The organism is Fictibacillus macauensis ZFHKF-1 (assembly GCF_000269865.1).
GTDB classification, from domain to species: domain Bacteria; phylum Bacillota; class Bacilli; order Bacillales; family Fictibacillaceae; genus Fictibacillus_C; species Fictibacillus_C macauensis.
This window is the reverse complement of sequence record NZ_AKKV01000030.1, coordinates 178,918-193,661: the sequence shown is the minus strand read 5'-3', so window position 1 is coordinate 193,661 and position 14,744 is coordinate 178,918. Positions and strand designations below refer to the sequence as shown.

The window sequence follows — 14,744 nt, the reverse complement described above, 5'->3', positions numbered from 1 at the left end:
AAATGAAAACGCTTTACTAATTAGAGATAAGGAAGTGAGCAACGATGAAAAATAAGCTTATTCAATTGCCAGATGGGTATTTAAATCGTACGCCGATGTTTCAATTCATTCTTGTGTCGTTGCTATTCCCCCTGTGGGCAATGGCCGCAAGTTTAAACGATATTTTAATCGCACAATTTAAACACGTATTTGCTTTAAGTGATCTTGCGAGTTCTTTTGTGCAAAGTGCGTTTTATGGTGGCTATTTTTTAGTAGCCATTCCAGCGTCACTTGTAATAAAACGCACGAATTATAAGTTTGCTATTCTTACAGGATTATTGTTTTACATTGTAGGCTGTTCGCTGTTTTTTCCTGCTTCACATATGGCTACGTATACGATGTTTTTAGGTGCGATTTTCGCAATAGCTATTGGATTAGGGTTTCTTGAAACAGCTGCGAATACATACAGCACGATGATTGGGCCAAGACAATATAACGTATTGCGGTTGAATATATCGCAAACGTTTAATCCAGTAGGCTCTATTGCTGGGATCTTGCTAGGTAAATTTTTAGTGTTTCAGGAGGGCGCTAGCTTGGAAGCGCAAATGGCAAACATGTCACCATCACAAGCAAAAGCATTCGGTTTATCGATGCTACAACATACGCTATCTCCGTATAAATATATTATTTTCGTATTGATTGCCATCTTTATTGTATTTCTTTTTACGAAATTTCCAGATTGTAAACCAATGGAGCGTAGTGGGAAAAAGGAACGCCGTCCTCGTGTGACAGAAACGCTTGCTTATTTAGCGCGTAATGTTGCCTTCCGTAAAGGCATTGTTGCTCAATTTCTTTATGTTGGAATGCAAGTAGCGGTTTGGTCGTTTACGATTCGTCTCGTTCTCCATTTAAAACCTGAAATTAATGAACGCACAGCATCCAACTTTATGATTTATGGATTTATTGCCTTCTTTGTTGGTAAGTTTGTAGCGAACTTTTTAATGACACGGCTTCGACCAGCTCTTGTCTTGTTTGGTTATTCAGTGATTGGATCCCTGTTGCTGCTTTACGTGGTGCTCGTTCCTAACATGACGGCGGTTTATGCGGCTGTGGCGGTAAGCTTTATGTTTGGGCCGTGCTGGGCAACCATTTACGCTGAGACATTGGAAGCTGTTACGGAGAAAAAGTATACAGAAACGGCGGGAGCAATTCTTGTCATGGCCATTATTGGTGGTGCTGTTGTTCCGGCGATTCAAGGCTATGTCTCTGACCTGGTCGGTTCTGTCCAAATTGCCTTTTTCGTTTCTATGCTGTGCTTCGTCTATGTAGGTGTGTATTTCTTTAGTGAAATGAAAAAGAAGCAGGCTCCGTCCACTTCAGTTAGAAAGGTTTCGTAAAGAAAGGAAGAGATGTATGGGAACCATTATATTACAGCCTTATTACTTCACCTCTAAAAAGAACACATTATTTAAGGATCGTAACATGAAAGTTAGTATTTTTCGGTATGCATCTGGTGTGGAAGCGATTGAAGTGGAAAATGAACGAGGTTCCATCGTCGTATTGCCCTATCTAGGGCAAATGATTTGGGATGTAACGTTTGATGATGTGGACTTGAAAATGAAAAGTATGTTTCGTGAACCGCGCTTTGCAAAAGAAATTGTCGATACGTATGGTTGTTTTGCTTTTCATTCTGGCTTACTGGCAAATGGATGTCCAGCACCTAATGATGCCCACCTGTTACACGGAGAGATGGCATGTGCACAAATGCAATCAGCTTGGATAGACATTCATGAAGATGCTGTTACAATCGGCGGTGAATATGAGTATATTAAAGGATTTGGACACCACTATATCGCGCATCCTACCGTGAAATTAGGGAAGCGTGATACGTATATTGAGATCGGCATGACGGTGAAAAACGTAGGATCTATCCCTATGCCGTTACAGTATATGTGTCATACAAATTACGCTTATGTAGATGAGGCAAGAATGATGAGTACCATTCCAACCAATGCCTTTGTCGTGCGAAAAAGTATTCCTGAGCACGTGCAGCCAACTCAACCTTGGCTAGATTTCACGAACGAGTTAGCGGAAGGACAAACGCTAGACACCTTAAATACACCGTCTCTTTATGATCCGGAAATTGTTTTGTTTGCTGATCATCTTGAGCAATATGGCGATGATGTTCAATTTGAAATGATCGGTCCAGATGGAGTAACATTTTTTACGACTTTCCAAACGAAAGTATTTAATTATGCAACAAGATGGCTGCTCTATAATGAAGATCAACAAGTAGCTTCCTTCGTATTGCCAGCGACAAGTCGGCCTGAAGGCTTTACAGCTGCTCAGAAAGCAGGCACACTCATTTGGCTTAATGCCAATGAAGAACGTTCATTTCATGTGAAGACAGGTAAAAAGTAACGAGAAGAAAGAAGGAAAATAAAATGGATATTGCTGTTATTGGATCAAATATGGTGGATTTAATTGCGTATATAGATCAAATGCCAAAACCAGGCGAAACGAGAGAAGCGCCCGAATTTGAAATGGGCTGTGGTGGTAAAGGAGCAAACCAAGCGGTGGCTGCTGCTAAGCTCGGCTCACGTGTCATGATGGTATCAAAGGTCGGTGATGATCTTTTCGCGGATGCTACGCTCGCTAATATGAAAGCACATCGTATTGATACGGAATACGTTACCGCAGTAAAAGGGGCAACAAGTGGAGTGGCTCCAATTTTTGTGGATCCTGCTTCGCAAAATTCTATTTTAATTATTAAGGGAGCAAATGCGCATCTCATGCCAGAAGATGTGGACCAGGCAAGCGCGAAGCTAAAGCAATGTTCTTTAATCATCGTTCAACTAGAAATCCCACTTCCAACGGTGTATAAAGCAATTGCGTTTGGAAATGAACATAACATTCCGGTCATTTTAAATCCGGCGCCTGCGTCTACTAATCTTGATTATTCGTATGTGTGCCGTAGTGATTTCTTCATTCCGAATGAAACTGAGCTTGAAATTTTAACAGGTTTGCCTGTTGATGGTGAGGAGAATATCGCAAAAGCGGCTATGACGTTAGTAGAGCGAGGCGTGAAGAATGTAATCGTAACAATGGGCAGTCGTGGTGCCATGCTTGTCACAAAAGAAACGGTAACAACCCTTCCGTCTTATGAGGTCAATGCAAATGATACAACAGGTGCTGGCGATGCGTTTATTGGCTGTTTTGCTCACTATTATGTACAGCATCATGACGTGATGGAAGCGATGAAAAAGGCGATGGCGTTTGCTGCCCTTAGTGTGACGAAAAGAGGTTCACAAACGTCTTACCCAACAGAAGCAGAGGTGACAGCTTTTTTAGAGCAGCAACACGTCCACGCATAAAAACAGTAGGTGAGGAGCCAACGAGTGCTCTTCATCTTTTTTAAATTGGTGGTCTGATAAATATAATAAGCCCGTATTGACTCCTGCCTTCAAAGGGTCGATACGGGCTATATTTAATCTTTAGGATAACCACTCGGCCTTACTTGACCCACGTGGAACGAGTACGGTTTCGTAATGTCCAGGAGTTTCGGACATGTGTACTTGTTCAGTAAGCCCTTCATATTCACCAAGTGGTGTTTCAGCTGTAAATAAATCGGGAGCAACATATGCATGTTCTTCGCTTGATCCAGCAGTATGATAGGCATAACGTTTATTAAAAATACCAAGCGAAAGAATCCAAAGAGACACACGGTCAAGAGACACAGAAACGCGGTAGCTACCGCCTTCTTTTGCTCGCCGTTGCAACGCCATGAGCGCACCAACTTCTAGTAACCAAGATACGGCATAGTCATTAACAACAACAATTGGCGGTAACTTCGGTGCTCGTTCGCTTCCTTCTAACGCCATGACACCTGTAACTGATCCTGCCGTTTGATCAAAGCCATTGCGATTGGCCCATGGTCCAGTTGGTCCGTGTAAATTGACAGAACAATGAATGATGCCAGGCTTCGTATCTGCGCATTGTTCAGCACTTAGTCCGTAACGTTCTAAGAAGCCATACCGGCGATTGGCAAAGAAAATATCTGCATCCTTTAGGAGCTGTTTCATCTTCTGATCTTCTTTTTGCTTTCCAAGATCAAGTGTGGTAGAACGCATGCCGACATTTGATGTTGCGTAAATAACGTCATGCTCCCAATCGGAGGGACGCCACACATTAAGAACATCCGCTCCATGTAAAGCAAGAGCGCGTCCAAAGCCTGCACCTGCTATGACATGACCGAGCCCAAGCGCACGAATACCATCAAGAGGCGATGAGGCATTCGATGTAAATGGAATGGGTTCACTTTCCCCGATTTTTTCTATTTCGATGAGCGGTAATTGTGCGATGTGTGAATAAACAGGCTCATTCATAAATTCTTCAACGGTCCGTACGACAGGCATGACGATACCACGTTCGGCCCCAGCTCGCTCTAAATCAGCTGCATCCCATTGAAGGATGGCATTGGCGACCGCTTGAGGATCCTCTGTACAATTAAGAAGTTTTAATGTTTCATGCTTTGCTCGAGGATAAGGGTTAAGCGGCATGACCCATTTCTCATCTCGTGTTTGATAAAAACGAAAATCAAGAGGATTATAGGGATCATTTGCTTTGGATGGAACATAGCCGTTTAACTTTTCCCATTTTTTATCGTAAAAAGGAGACAGGCGGCGAAGAGCCTTACGAACATCAACATGTATATCTTGTCCCTGTCCACCACGTAGTCGCCAAATATTTGCAATGGCTACCGATTTGGCTGCTAAGGCAATAGCCGCAGCAGATCCAAGTCGAAGCGTACTTGGGACAATCGGATCTTTTCCATAAAACGTGATGTCTCCGCCGCTGTCAGCAGGAGATAAGCCGACACCTTCTAATACTTCTGCTAGTTCAGCGTGTAAGTTAAAATGACCATTTTCAGTTATAGGAGATTGAAGTGCTTTAACAATTTTATTTGTCATGTTTTCTTTACTCATGTAACTTCCTCGCCTTCTATTTTTAAACGGTGAAATTAAAGAGGGATTATACGCTTAATTTACGTTTACGTCAACGTTACTGAACGATTGGCAGAAGTGGGATAAATTAATACAATATTTTCAGATTAGTTATGTTATTCTGAAAGTAATCGTTACCATTATAAGGAGGTTGTCATGAAAAAGCTTAGTATCATTTGTTTGGCATTACTGTTCACTTTGTTACTCGCTGCATGTGGCAATGATAATGATGGAGAGGTTAAAGATCAGGAATTTAAAGTGGGTATCGACACAACGTATCCACCATTTGAATATGAAGAAAATGGCACGCGCAAGGGAATTGATATTGATCTCATTACAGAAATCGCTAAAAAGGAAGGCTTTAAAATCAAATTTGAGCCTATGGACTTTAATGGCATTATCCCGGCTATGCAAGCCAATCAATTAGATATGGCCATAGCAGGGATGAGTATTACAAAAGATCGGAAAAAGGTTGTTGATTTCTCCGATCCTTATTTTAAAGCGGGAGCAACACTTGTTGTCTCGAAAAAAAATAACAGTATTAAATCGACTGATGATCTTAAGGGAAAATCGATTGCTGTTAAAAAAGGAACAACAGGGGCAAAAATTGCTGAAGATTTAGCAAAGAAATATGATGCAAAAGTGGTGCAATTCAACGATAGTCCGTCTATGTTTCAAGAAGTAGCAAATGGAAGCTCCGATGTATTAATAGAAGATTATCCTGTTGTCGCCTATGCGATTGCGAAAAAAGATCTCGGCTTAAAAATTGTTGGTGACCGTTTAAATGGTGATGAATACGGAATGGCTGTCTTAAAAGGTAAAAATGAAACGTTACTGAAAAGTATTAATAAAGGTTTGGCGGATTTAAAGAAAAGCGGCAAGTATGATGAAATTGTTAATAAGTATTTAAAGAAATGAGGTCGTTGTAAAGACAATGCCTAGTGCATTGTCTTTACCTATATGTAGCGAATGATGCATAGGGGGTTACCTTCTGATGGATATTATTAAACAAGCATTACCTTATATACAAACGGGATTAAAAGTAACGATTTTTATTTTTCTCGTGGCACTCATTTTAGGTCTCGTCGTGGGACTTGTGATGGCACTGTTACGCCTATCACATAATAAAGTACTAAATGCTATTGCCAAAATTTATGTTAATGCGTTTCGTGGAACACCCATCCTCGTTCAATTGTTTTTCTTTTATTATGGTGTAAACTCACTAGGGTTTTTATCCATGGATAAAACAACAGCAGGTATTGTTACAGTGGGTTTAAATGCAGGGGCGTATTTTACGGAAGTCATTCGGGCTGGTATTCAATCCATTGATAAGGGACAAACAGAGGCTGCGCGTTCTTTAGGGCTAACCGGCATGCAAAATATGCGCTACGTGATCTTACCGCAAGCTGTGCGAAGAATGTTGCCGACGTTTACAAATCAAGCGATTATTAGCTTGAAAGATACGTCGTTATTATCGATCATTGGTATTACTGATTTAACACAGCAAGGACAAGTCGTTATTGCTGCAACGTATGAAGCATTTAAAATATGGCTCGTCATTGGGATTGTTTATTTTATTATGATCTATTTACTATCACTGCTTGCAAGCTATTTAGAAAGGAGGTTTGAGGTACGATGAGTATGATTACTGTTAAGCATTTAAAGAAGTCATTTGGCGCTCTTGAAGTATTGAAAGACATATCTACAGAAATACAGGAGAAAGAAGTTGTCTGTGTGATTGGTCCCTCTGGATCCGGAAAAAGTACTTTTTTACGCTGTTTAAATAAACTTGAAGAGATAACGGGTGGACACGTCATCATCGACGGACAAGACATTACCAATCCAAAAACGGATATAAATAAAATAAGGCAAGACATTGGGATGGTCTTTCAAAGCTTTAATTTGTTCCCGCATCTCACGGTGCTAGAAAATATCTGTCTTGCGCCAACGAAAGTTCGCGCCGCCTCTAAAGAGGCTGCTAAACAACAAGCGCTAGAGTTGCTTGTAAAAGTAGGTATGAAGGAAAAAGCCAATCAGTACCCTGGTGAATTATCGGGAGGACAAAAGCAGCGTGTGGCCATTGCTCGCGCTCTAGCGATGAATCCAAAAATCATGCTCTTTGATGAACCGACATCAGCGCTTGATCCTGAGATGGTCGGAGAAGTGCTTGAAGTAATGAAGCAATTAGCACAAGAAGGCATGACAATGGTCGTTGTAACGCATGAAATGGGCTTTGCTCGTGAAGTTGGTGACCGCGTTTTATTCATGGATGGTGGCTATATTGTGGAAGAAAATGTTCCAGTTGCGTTATTTACTAATCCACAGCATGAGCGTACGAAAGCATTTCTAAGTAAAGTATTATAAAAGAAAATAACGATCAGCTCTGGTGTTCTTTTTATAAACCAGAGCTTTTTTTGCGTGGCATCCGAAAGAAAAAATGATTCTTTGGGACATATGTCCTTTCGTTATGAAAGGGTCTTCATTCATAATAAGAAGGAGACATTTTATTTAAAGGAGTTTTCATATGAAAGGAATCCTATTCGCAATTCTTGGCGGTATTTGTATTACCGTACAAGGAGTAGCTAACTCGCAAATCGGAGCAGGTATTGGTACGTGGCAGGCGGCAACACTGACGCAATTTACAGGTTTTGTAGCAGCCTTCATATTAATGCTACTATTCAGAGACAATTCATGGAAAAGATTCAAGGATGTAAAGCCTTTATATTTAATGGGTGGAACATTTGCAGCTATCGTCATCTTTAGTAACGTTACAGCTATACACTTAATAGGGATTACCATTAGTATTTCTGCACTCTTAATTGCCCAGCTCGCTATTGCTTTTTTGACCGATCGATTTGGCTGGTTTGAGGTGGAAAAGAAAAAGATGAGACCAGGGCATTTTGTCGGGATCGGTTTAATGATGCTCGGTGTTTTAATTTTAAGTATGTAAGGTAAGGAGCATTATCGGTGATAAATCAGGAATTGATTACTTATTTACAAATGTATAATATTCAACATATCTTTAATTCCCACATGCAACCGTATATTTCCATTCAACATTTCAATGAAGGTGAATTGATTTGTAAACAAGGAGAGGCGATTCAGCATTTATACGTCCTTGTAAAAGGAAAAGTGAAAGTATATACGATGTCTGAGGAAGGTAAGACGCTAATCTTATCGTTTAAAACACCGCTTGAGTTACTCGGTGACATTGAGTTTGTAAGAGATACGGATACAGTTAATACCGTTGAAGCTGTTTCCTCAGTGACGTTGCTTTGTGTACCATATCCGTATGTTCGTAAATATGGAAGTGAGGATCCGCTCTTTCTACAATTTTTATTGAAAATTATTACTGAAAAATTTTATGTGAAATCAAATTCATTGCGATTTAATTTGTTATATCCAGTTGAGGTTCGTTTAGCAAGTTATTTGCTGTCCGTCTCTTTTGATGAGTCACATGCATTAGTAAAAGGACATCATAGTGCAAATAGCTTGCGCGACACGGCAAACTTAATTGGCACGAGTTATCGTCATGTAAATCGCATTTTACAGCATTTTTGTGAACAAGGCTTAGTCGAACGACAACCTGGTGGGATTGTTGTCAGGGACCGCGAAGGCTTGCAAAAAATGAGTAATAATAACATCTATGAATAAAAGGAGGGGCGCTATATGATTGTGGGTATTCTGTTTGCACTAGTAGGTGGTGCTCTTGTAGGCTTGCAAAATATTTTCAATTCGAAAGTAAATGAAAAAGCTCATTCATGGGCGACTACGATGCTTGTGTTAGCGCTTGGGTTTTTAGCTTCACTTATACTTGGGATTATTTTTGAAGGTGCTTCGCTTTTTCATGTAACTCATATGAAAACATGGTACTATTTCAGTGGCTTAATTGGTGTTGGAGTGGTGACATGTGTGACACAAGGAGTAAAGCGTCTAAGTCCGACGATTGCGATTTCAATTGTTTTGACTGCACAGCTCATATCGGCACTTATTCTGGATTCACTAGGTAGCTTTGGCCTCGCAAAAGTTCCGTTTACTTGGAGTAAATTAATAGGTGTTCTCGTAGTGATTGTGGGCATTGTTCTTTTTAAAGTAAGCGATGCACATGAGGAAGTCAGCAAATCTGTCAAACAGTCCGCTTAAATACAATAGCAAGCTCCCTAGGGAGCTTGCTATTTATAGTGAGTCGTTAATTATTTTTTTGTAGTACAGCGTGGATAGGATGGCAAAAATCGAGTAGAGCATTGTATAGATTCCCATGACGATTAAAGTCGGTGTCCATAGTGAAACACCAAAGAAAAACCATCCGGATTTTACGGCAAAGTAGCTGTGACTAAGGCCGAGAAATAAGGGGATACCAAAGTTAAACAGTTGTTTAAACATAATCCCTTTTAATAGGTCGTCTCTCGTAAAGCCGAGTTTGCGTAAAACGGTATAATTCGGTTGTTCTTCCTCACTTTCCCCCATTTGTTTAAAGTAAAGAATGCAGCCTGATGTAATTAAGAATGTGAGTCCGAGGAAGCCAACGATAAACATGGCTAATCCGATCATGCCTCTTTGTTGCTTAACATCTTCAATGCGAGAAGCGACACGAGGAGAAAGGTTATTACTTGCAACCGGTTTGAATTGATGTATAAAGTAATCATTCGCTGCTTCCAGTTTAGTATTATCTTTTATATCGAGACCATTATAAATGGACTGAGTAGGTTTGCCTTCTTTTTCTAGCAATTGAAAGGTTGCATGATCGACAACGGCAACAGGAAGTGAGCCGTTTGAATACTTTATTGAAACAACATAGTGATGTTTAAGTTCTGTAAAAGTTCGTTTCAAGCTTTCTTTTTTCAGTTTAAAGGTAATGGTTCCAGACTCTTTAAAATTTGTGAGGCGTAAAAAAGAATCATTCGCCCCTGTTAGATACATTTCATTTTTCTTTAAAGGAGGTTCATTTATACTTTTTGTTGAAATGACGGAGATTGGTGTGTATTTGCTATTGCTACTTGCAAAGATCAAAGGTCGATCCGAAACATCAGAAAGATCGGCTGGAACAGACAACACTTTTATGCGATGTTCTTCAAACGGGATACCATGATCGCTCAATGTTTTTTCATAAGATGCTAAATCTTTCTTATGGGAAAACGTAAAGTCGTTTGGTACGAATTGTTCCGACGCTTTTTCTGCGGAATAATAAGAAATATAACTTAAGGATAATAAGCCAATCGCTAAAGCTGAAATCGTAGTGATGACCGTTAGTAAAAAACTATTTGCTTTCATTCGAAACATAAGCGTCGATAAAGACAGCACACTTTGTACAGATAAAAATCCATTTTTCTTTTTCCGAATGAGATTGAATAGAAAAGAAATAGAACCTTTATAAAAGAAATAGGTTCCGATTATGACAGAAGCGAGAATGGCAACCATCATACCGAGTAAAGCGTTTGTCGCAACTGTATCTGTGCTGAATAAGCGGGATGATAAGTAATACCCGAGAATTATGAGGCATAGTCCAGCGATTCCTATGATTAATTCTAGCACAGACTGTTTTTTCACTGAGGCTTCTGTAGTAGAAACGACACGAAACAAAGATAAGATGCTTTGGCGCTTCATAAAGAAATAGTTTACAAGCAACATCAGCACGAAAATGACTAGAAACACAAGAAGTGTTTGCAGCAATGCTTCAGGTGAGAAATGTAAGGTAGCGACAGCTTGTACATTCGTTATTTTAAAGAGTAGCATGACGATCAATCTTGATGAAAAGAAACCAAGAATAACACCAATCGTTAGGGAGCCGAAATAAATGAGCATGCTTTCAATTGATAACAAGCGAAAGACTTTAAATTTCGTCATCCCAACTAGTTGATATAAGCCAATTTCCTTACTGCGGCGCTTCATGAACAGCTGGTTGGCATAAAGTAAAAAGACACTAACAATAACAAGTAATAAAATAGAAGCGGCTGAAAAACCAGCCTCTCCTTTTACTGAAGCCTGCACTTTATTCATTGATGAGTCATAGCGCAGTGTTACAAAAGAAAAGTAGAGAGCAGAGCTAAAAACAAGCGCAAATACGTATAAATAATAGTTTGTAAGATTTTTTTTCAAACTGCGTAAGATTAAGGTTTTAATACTCATTTGGGACACCGCCAAGAACTGCTTGTGTTTTCATCACATCTTGAAAGAACGCTTGTTGCGTTTGTGTTCCCTTATAAAGCTGGGTATAAAGCTGTCCATCTTTTATAAAGATAACTCGGCTACAATAACTCGCTGCAACAGGATCATGTGTCACCATCGCAATCGTCGTTTGGCGGCTTCGATTCAAGTCGGTGAGTTTTTGTAATAAGTCTGAAGCGGATTTAGAATCGAGTGCACCGGTTGGTTCATCAGCAAAAATCATACTAGGATTGTGAATGAATGCTCGTGCCGCTGATGTTCGCTGCTTTTGACCACCGGAAATTTCATTTGGATATTTATCCTTCAGTTCATAAATACCAAGCTCTTCTGTCATGCTTTTGAAACGTGCCTCCGCCTCATTTCGAGGTACCTTTGTTACCGTGAGCGGAAGCATAATGTTTTCTTTAACCGTTAGGGTATCGAGCAAGTGATATTCTTGAAAAATAAATCCTAAGTGATGTTTACGAAATTGTGCCAGTTGCTTCTCTTTCATGGCAGAAACTTCTTTACCTTCAATCATAATCGTTCCGCTATTAATTGAATCAATGCTAGATAAAACGTTAAGAAGGGTTGTTTTTCCGGAACCTGATGCTCCCATAATGCTTACAAATTCCCCAGCCTCTAATTGAAGATCTAATCCTTTAATGACTTCTTGTTTATTCAATTTACTGCCGTAGCTTTTACGGATGTTTTTCGCTTCTAATATAAACATATCTGTATCGTCTCCTTCTTGTATCTCTTACATTCAGTATAAAAAGGAAAGCCTGTTCGTTCCTTCGTTTTCACTAACAATTGAAAAGAAGCATGTGACAATGTTGTCACATGCGTGTCTCACGTTCAATCATATTAAATTGATTTCGTTTTGGAAAATGAAGAATAACGGTAGTACCTTTTGATAGCTCAGACTGAACATGAAGCCTAATTTTGAGTGAGTCTGCCGCTTTCTTAGCTAAATATAAGCCCATGCCGGTAGCGGCATGATCGTCATGGTGAACAGTGGAAGTAAAGCCACGCTCAAAGATTCGTGGCAAATCACGCGCATCAATGCCACGACCGAAATCTTCAATAGTGAGAGTAACCATGCCGTTTTCTTCCGTTCCGGTAATGACAATATCGCTATCATGGCTGTATTTTATGCTATTGGATAGAAGTTGGCGAAGTATGAAGGAAAGCCACTTAAAATCGCTGAACACGGATCGCTCTGTACCTTGAAGATCAAAGCCAATGCCTTTTTGAAAACACCATGCTTGCACATTTTTAATTTCTGATATAAGCACATCATGTAGTGAACCTTCTTCTATGTACGTATCATTTTCAATGAATAATAGCCGTTTTTGATGAAGCTGTTGGTCAACAAGATAATGAATCCGTAGCCATTCATAGAGAAATTCGGTACGTACTTGAAGATCGTCTAATTGCTCGATCATTAAACGCAGCGCAGTCATCGGTGTTTTCACTTCATGAATCCAAGCAACGAGTTCATCGCTTTCTCGGTCTAGTAGTGCTTGTTGCTCTAATGTTTGCTTGCGAATGAACGTCATCTGTTCACCGAGATAGTGTAGCCATTGTTTCTCAAAAGGAGATCGAGCGAAATGGAATTGAGACAGCTGATTTTCGTGATCAAGCGCTTCAATTTTTTTAAAGAAGGCTGTTTCTCTATAGAAGCGATAGATGAGAAAGAGGCAAAATAAAAACAGTGCTAAGCTAATCGCATACAGCGCTGACGTTACATTTATTGTAGGATCAATCCAGGCGACGAATAATAAAAAGAACTGAAGGAAGATAAAAGCAACAATCCAGCTACGGCGTTCTTTTAAAAAGGTCACTATGCTCATCGTTCTTCCTCAAGGGCGATATAACCTTGTCCTACTTTTGTCTCAATGAGATGGTCGAGACCGAGTGTTTCTAATTTTTTTCGCAATCTGTTCACATTAACGGTCAGTGTATTGTCGCTCACGAATCGATGATCTTCCCATAACGCGTTCATGAGCTCATCACGTGTGACGATTTTATTTTTATGCTGCACTAATAACTTCAATATAAACATCTCATTCTTTGTTAATTCTACAGTTGTGTTCTCTATTGACACTGTATTGCGCTCCCATTCTACATTGGCTCCTGCCCACCGTGTAATGGTTGCGGGTTCTTGACTATAGTCATGAATACGGCGCAATGTCGCTTGCACTTTCGCAATGAGCACATCAAAATGAAACGGTTTTTGAACAAAATCATCGCCACCAAATTGCATGGACATAATCATATCGGACGGATGATCACGTGAGGATAAGAAAATAATGGGAACCGTTGAGTGCGTCCGAATCATGCGGCACCAATGGAAGCCATCGTATTTTGGGAGCTGAATATCTAGAATAACAAGATCAGGCTGCAAAGCTTTAAACTCTTCGTATACGCGTTCGAAATTCGTAATACCATGCACGGTATACGACCACTGTGAAAGCCGTTCTTGTAATTTTCGAAACAGAGAAGCATCGTCCTCTACAACGAGAATTGTAAACATGTTATCACCACCAACAGTAAGTATCTTTTCCTATTGTAAGGTATAGCAAACGAAGTTGCACGATGAACTGTCATATTTTGAAAGAGTTTGTCTGTCTCTAAGCTAAGCATGTTAGTAGCATGAAAGAACGAACGTGCGATACACTTAGCATGAATGGAAATAAGAAGGAGGCATACGACGTTGAAAATTTTATTAGTAGGTGCGCGTGGAACAATTGGAAGCGCTGTATATGAGGAGTTAAGTCAGCGACATGAGGTTATTACCGCTGGACGAAAGGAAGCGGATGTTATGGTAGATATGCGTTCGCCGGACAGCATTAAAGCCATGTTTGAAACGGTCGGTAACCTTGATGCTGTTATAAGTACAGCAGGAGAGGCGTTTTTCGGACCACTTGCTGAGCTAACACCAGAAAATAACGAGATTGCCATTGAAGGGAAAATGAAAGGTCAAATTAATTTAGTATTAATTGGTACGCCTTACTTAAATGAAAAGGGCAGTTTTACGTTAACAACAGGTGTTATTATGGATGATCCAATCGTTGGAGGCGTATCCTCGGCTATGGCTGGTGGTGCAATTCGCGCTTTTGTACAAGCTGCAGCCATCGAGTTACCTCATCACATTCGTATCAATGATGTGAGCCCAAACGTTTTAGTGGAATCCATGAGCACGTATGGACCTTTCTTTCCAGGATTTGAACCTGTACCCGCAGCTCGTGTTGCCAAAGCTTATGCGCGTAGCGTAGAAGGAGCGCAAACAGGACAAACGTATAAGATTTACGTGTAAAATGATCTTCATCATCATTTGCTAAAAGCTGTGTCGGTACAGTATGATAGTGTCATCAGCCTTTAAAAGGAGAACGTATGGAGAGACTAAATAGATTTCGTTATTTAATTATCATTGTTTGCATGGCAGTGATTTGGTTTTCACCGATGTTTGTGAAAAACAAAACGGCGGCTATGGTTGTGACGATCATTGTCATGTTAATTGGTTTAGCGGTTCTTGTTATGTCAGCTATGTACCGACTGAAACAACAAAGAAAATAAAAAAGCTGCTTCCAGAGCGGCTTTTTTTATGAAAAA

16 protein-coding genes are annotated in these 14,744 nt (G+C 40.0%); 11 read left to right on the top strand and 5 right to left on the bottom strand.

The window, feature by feature from the left end:
• Positions 1 to 44 precede the first annotated feature (44 nt).
• Genes fucP through rbsK form a run of 3 tightly spaced genes read left to right on the top strand, consistent with a single transcriptional unit; the run spans position 45 to position 3,353 of the window.
• On the top strand, positions 45 to 1,376 hold the full coding sequence (gene fucP, locus A374_RS14170) for an L-fucose:H+ symporter permease (RefSeq protein ID WP_007202915.1): 1,332 nt from the start codon (positions 45 to 47) through the stop codon (positions 1,374 to 1,376).
• A 16-nt stretch (positions 1,377 to 1,392) separates the two neighbouring features.
• The gene (locus tag A374_RS14165; RefSeq protein WP_007202914.1) at positions 1,393 to 2,400 is read left to right on the top strand and encodes an aldose 1-epimerase family protein; all 1,008 of its coding nucleotides are present in this window, start codon (positions 1,393 to 1,395) and stop codon (positions 2,398 to 2,400) included.
• Positions 2,401 to 2,423: 23 nt separating this feature from the next.
• Complete coding sequence (gene rbsK / locus A374_RS14160; protein ID WP_007202913.1) at positions 2,424 to 3,353, top strand: ribokinase; 930 nt, start codon at positions 2,424 to 2,426, stop codon at positions 3,351 to 3,353.
• 120 nt (positions 3,354 to 3,473) lie between these two features.
• Here the strand turns inward: rbsK and A374_RS14155 are convergent, their stop codons facing one another.
• Positions 3,474 to 4,964 carry a CoA transferase gene (locus tag A374_RS14155; protein ID WP_007202912.1) on the bottom strand — a complete coding sequence of 497 codons (1,491 nt, stop codon included), beginning with the start codon at positions 4,962 to 4,964 and terminating at the stop codon, positions 3,474 to 3,476.
• A gap of 174 nt (positions 4,965 to 5,138) precedes the next feature.
• Here A374_RS14155 and A374_RS14150 point away from each other — a divergent pair, with 174 nt between their 5' ends.
• From A374_RS14150 to A374_RS14125, 6 genes are all read left to right on the top strand, one after another.
• On the top strand, positions 5,139 to 5,900 hold the full coding sequence (locus A374_RS14150; RefSeq protein ID WP_007202911.1) for a transporter substrate-binding domain-containing protein: 762 nt from the start codon (positions 5,139 to 5,141) through the stop codon (positions 5,898 to 5,900).
• 76 nt (positions 5,901 to 5,976) lie between these two features.
• Complete coding sequence (locus A374_RS14145) at positions 5,977 to 6,621, top strand: amino acid ABC transporter permease (RefSeq protein ID WP_007202910.1); 645 nt, start codon at positions 5,977 to 5,979, stop codon at positions 6,619 to 6,621.
• The gene (locus A374_RS14140) at positions 6,618 to 7,346 is read left to right on the top strand and encodes an amino acid ABC transporter ATP-binding protein (RefSeq protein ID WP_040340598.1); all 729 of its coding nucleotides are present in this window, start codon (positions 6,618 to 6,620) and stop codon (positions 7,344 to 7,346) included. The genes A374_RS14145 and A374_RS14140 overlap by 4 nt, the downstream gene beginning before the upstream one ends.
• A gap of 160 nt (positions 7,347 to 7,506) precedes the next feature.
• A complete protein-coding gene (locus A374_RS14135; RefSeq protein WP_007202908.1) occupies positions 7,507 to 7,932 on the top strand; it encodes a DMT family transporter in 426 nt (141 codons plus the stop codon).
• Between the two features lie 17 nt (positions 7,933 to 7,949).
• On the top strand, positions 7,950 to 8,636 hold the full coding sequence (locus tag A374_RS14130) for a Crp/Fnr family transcriptional regulator (protein ID WP_007202907.1): 687 nt from the start codon (positions 7,950 to 7,952) through the stop codon (positions 8,634 to 8,636).
• Between the two features lie 15 nt (positions 8,637 to 8,651).
• Entirely contained in the window at positions 8,652 to 9,125 is a 474-nt protein-coding gene (locus A374_RS14125) for a DMT family transporter (protein ID WP_007202906.1), read from the top strand.
• Positions 9,126 to 9,158: 33 nt separating this feature from the next.
• On the opposite strand, the gene A374_RS14120 is transcribed toward A374_RS14125, so the two are convergent.
• The 4 genes from A374_RS14120 to A374_RS14105 form a co-directional block, all read right to left on the bottom strand.
• Positions 9,159 to 11,108 carry an FtsX-like permease family protein gene (locus tag A374_RS14120; RefSeq protein ID WP_007202905.1) on the bottom strand — a complete coding sequence of 650 codons (1,950 nt, stop codon included), beginning with the start codon at positions 11,106 to 11,108 and terminating at the stop codon, positions 9,159 to 9,161.
• Positions 11,098 to 11,859: an ABC transporter ATP-binding protein gene (locus tag A374_RS14115; protein ID WP_007202904.1), complete on the bottom strand. Its 762-nt coding sequence runs from the start codon at positions 11,857 to 11,859 to the stop codon at positions 11,098 to 11,100. The genes A374_RS14120 and A374_RS14115 overlap by 11 nt, the downstream gene beginning before the upstream one ends.
• A 106-nt stretch (positions 11,860 to 11,965) precedes the next feature.
• Positions 11,966 to 12,982 carry a sensor histidine kinase gene (locus A374_RS14110; RefSeq protein WP_007202903.1) on the bottom strand — a complete coding sequence of 339 codons (1,017 nt, stop codon included), beginning with the start codon at positions 12,980 to 12,982 and terminating at the stop codon, positions 11,966 to 11,968.
• Complete coding sequence (locus A374_RS14105) at positions 12,979 to 13,665, bottom strand: response regulator transcription factor (protein WP_007202902.1); 687 nt, start codon at positions 13,663 to 13,665, stop codon at positions 12,979 to 12,981. Before A374_RS14105 ends, A374_RS14110 begins: the two co-directional genes overlap by 4 nt.
• A 180-nt stretch (positions 13,666 to 13,845) precedes the next feature.
• Between A374_RS14105 and A374_RS14100 the strand changes: the two genes are divergently transcribed.
• Both A374_RS14100 and A374_RS14095 read left to right on the top strand, forming a co-directional pair.
• The gene (locus A374_RS14100) at positions 13,846 to 14,448 is read left to right on the top strand and encodes a short chain dehydrogenase (RefSeq protein WP_007202901.1); all 603 of its coding nucleotides are present in this window, start codon (positions 13,846 to 13,848) and stop codon (positions 14,446 to 14,448) included.
• A 77-nt stretch (positions 14,449 to 14,525) separates the two neighbouring features.
• Positions 14,526 to 14,708, top strand: coding sequence for a hypothetical protein (locus tag A374_RS14095; protein WP_007202900.1), 183 nt, complete (start codon positions 14,526 to 14,528; stop codon positions 14,706 to 14,708).
• Positions 14,709 to 14,744: the final 36 nt, after the last annotated feature.

What these genes read in the sequence shown, in the direction of transcription:
- fucP (WP_007202915.1), top strand. Translation starts at nt 45, where the DNA reads ATGAAAAATAAGCTTATTCAATTGCCAGATGGGTATTTAAATCGTACG.
- A374_RS14165 (WP_007202914.1), top strand. Translation starts at nt 1,393, where the DNA reads ATGGGAACCATTATATTACAGCCTTATTACTTCACCTCTAAAAAGAAC.
- rbsK (WP_007202913.1), top strand. Translation starts at nt 2,424, where the DNA reads ATGGATATTGCTGTTATTGGATCAAATATGGTGGATTTAATTGCGTAT.
- A374_RS14155 (WP_007202912.1), bottom strand. Translation starts at nt 4,964, where the DNA reads ATGAGTAAAGAAAACATGACAAATAAAATTGTTAAAGCACTTCAATCT.
- A374_RS14150 (WP_007202911.1), top strand. Translation starts at nt 5,139, where the DNA reads ATGAAAAAGCTTAGTATCATTTGTTTGGCATTACTGTTCACTTTGTTA.
- A374_RS14145 (WP_007202910.1), top strand. Translation starts at nt 5,977, where the DNA reads ATGGATATTATTAAACAAGCATTACCTTATATACAAACGGGATTAAAA.
- A374_RS14140 (WP_040340598.1), top strand. Translation starts at nt 6,618, where the DNA reads ATGAGTATGATTACTGTTAAGCATTTAAAGAAGTCATTTGGCGCTCTT.
- A374_RS14135 (WP_007202908.1), top strand. Translation starts at nt 7,507, where the DNA reads ATGAAAGGAATCCTATTCGCAATTCTTGGCGGTATTTGTATTACCGTA.
- A374_RS14125 (WP_007202906.1), top strand. Translation starts at nt 8,652, where the DNA reads ATGATTGTGGGTATTCTGTTTGCACTAGTAGGTGGTGCTCTTGTAGGC.
- A374_RS14120 (WP_007202905.1), bottom strand. Translation starts at nt 11,108, where the DNA reads ATGAGTATTAAAACCTTAATCTTACGCAGTTTGAAAAAAAATCTTACA.
- A374_RS14115 (WP_007202904.1), bottom strand. Translation starts at nt 11,859, where the DNA reads ATGTTTATATTAGAAGCGAAAAACATCCGTAAAAGCTACGGCAGTAAA.
- A374_RS14110 (WP_007202903.1), bottom strand. Translation starts at nt 12,982, where the DNA reads ATGAGCATAGTGACCTTTTTAAAAGAACGCCGTAGCTGGATTGTTGCT.
- A374_RS14105 (WP_007202902.1), bottom strand. Translation starts at nt 13,665, where the DNA reads ATGTTTACAATTCTCGTTGTAGAGGACGATGCTTCTCTGTTTCGAAAA.
- A374_RS14095 (WP_007202900.1), top strand. Translation starts at nt 14,526, where the DNA reads ATGGAGAGACTAAATAGATTTCGTTATTTAATTATCATTGTTTGCATG.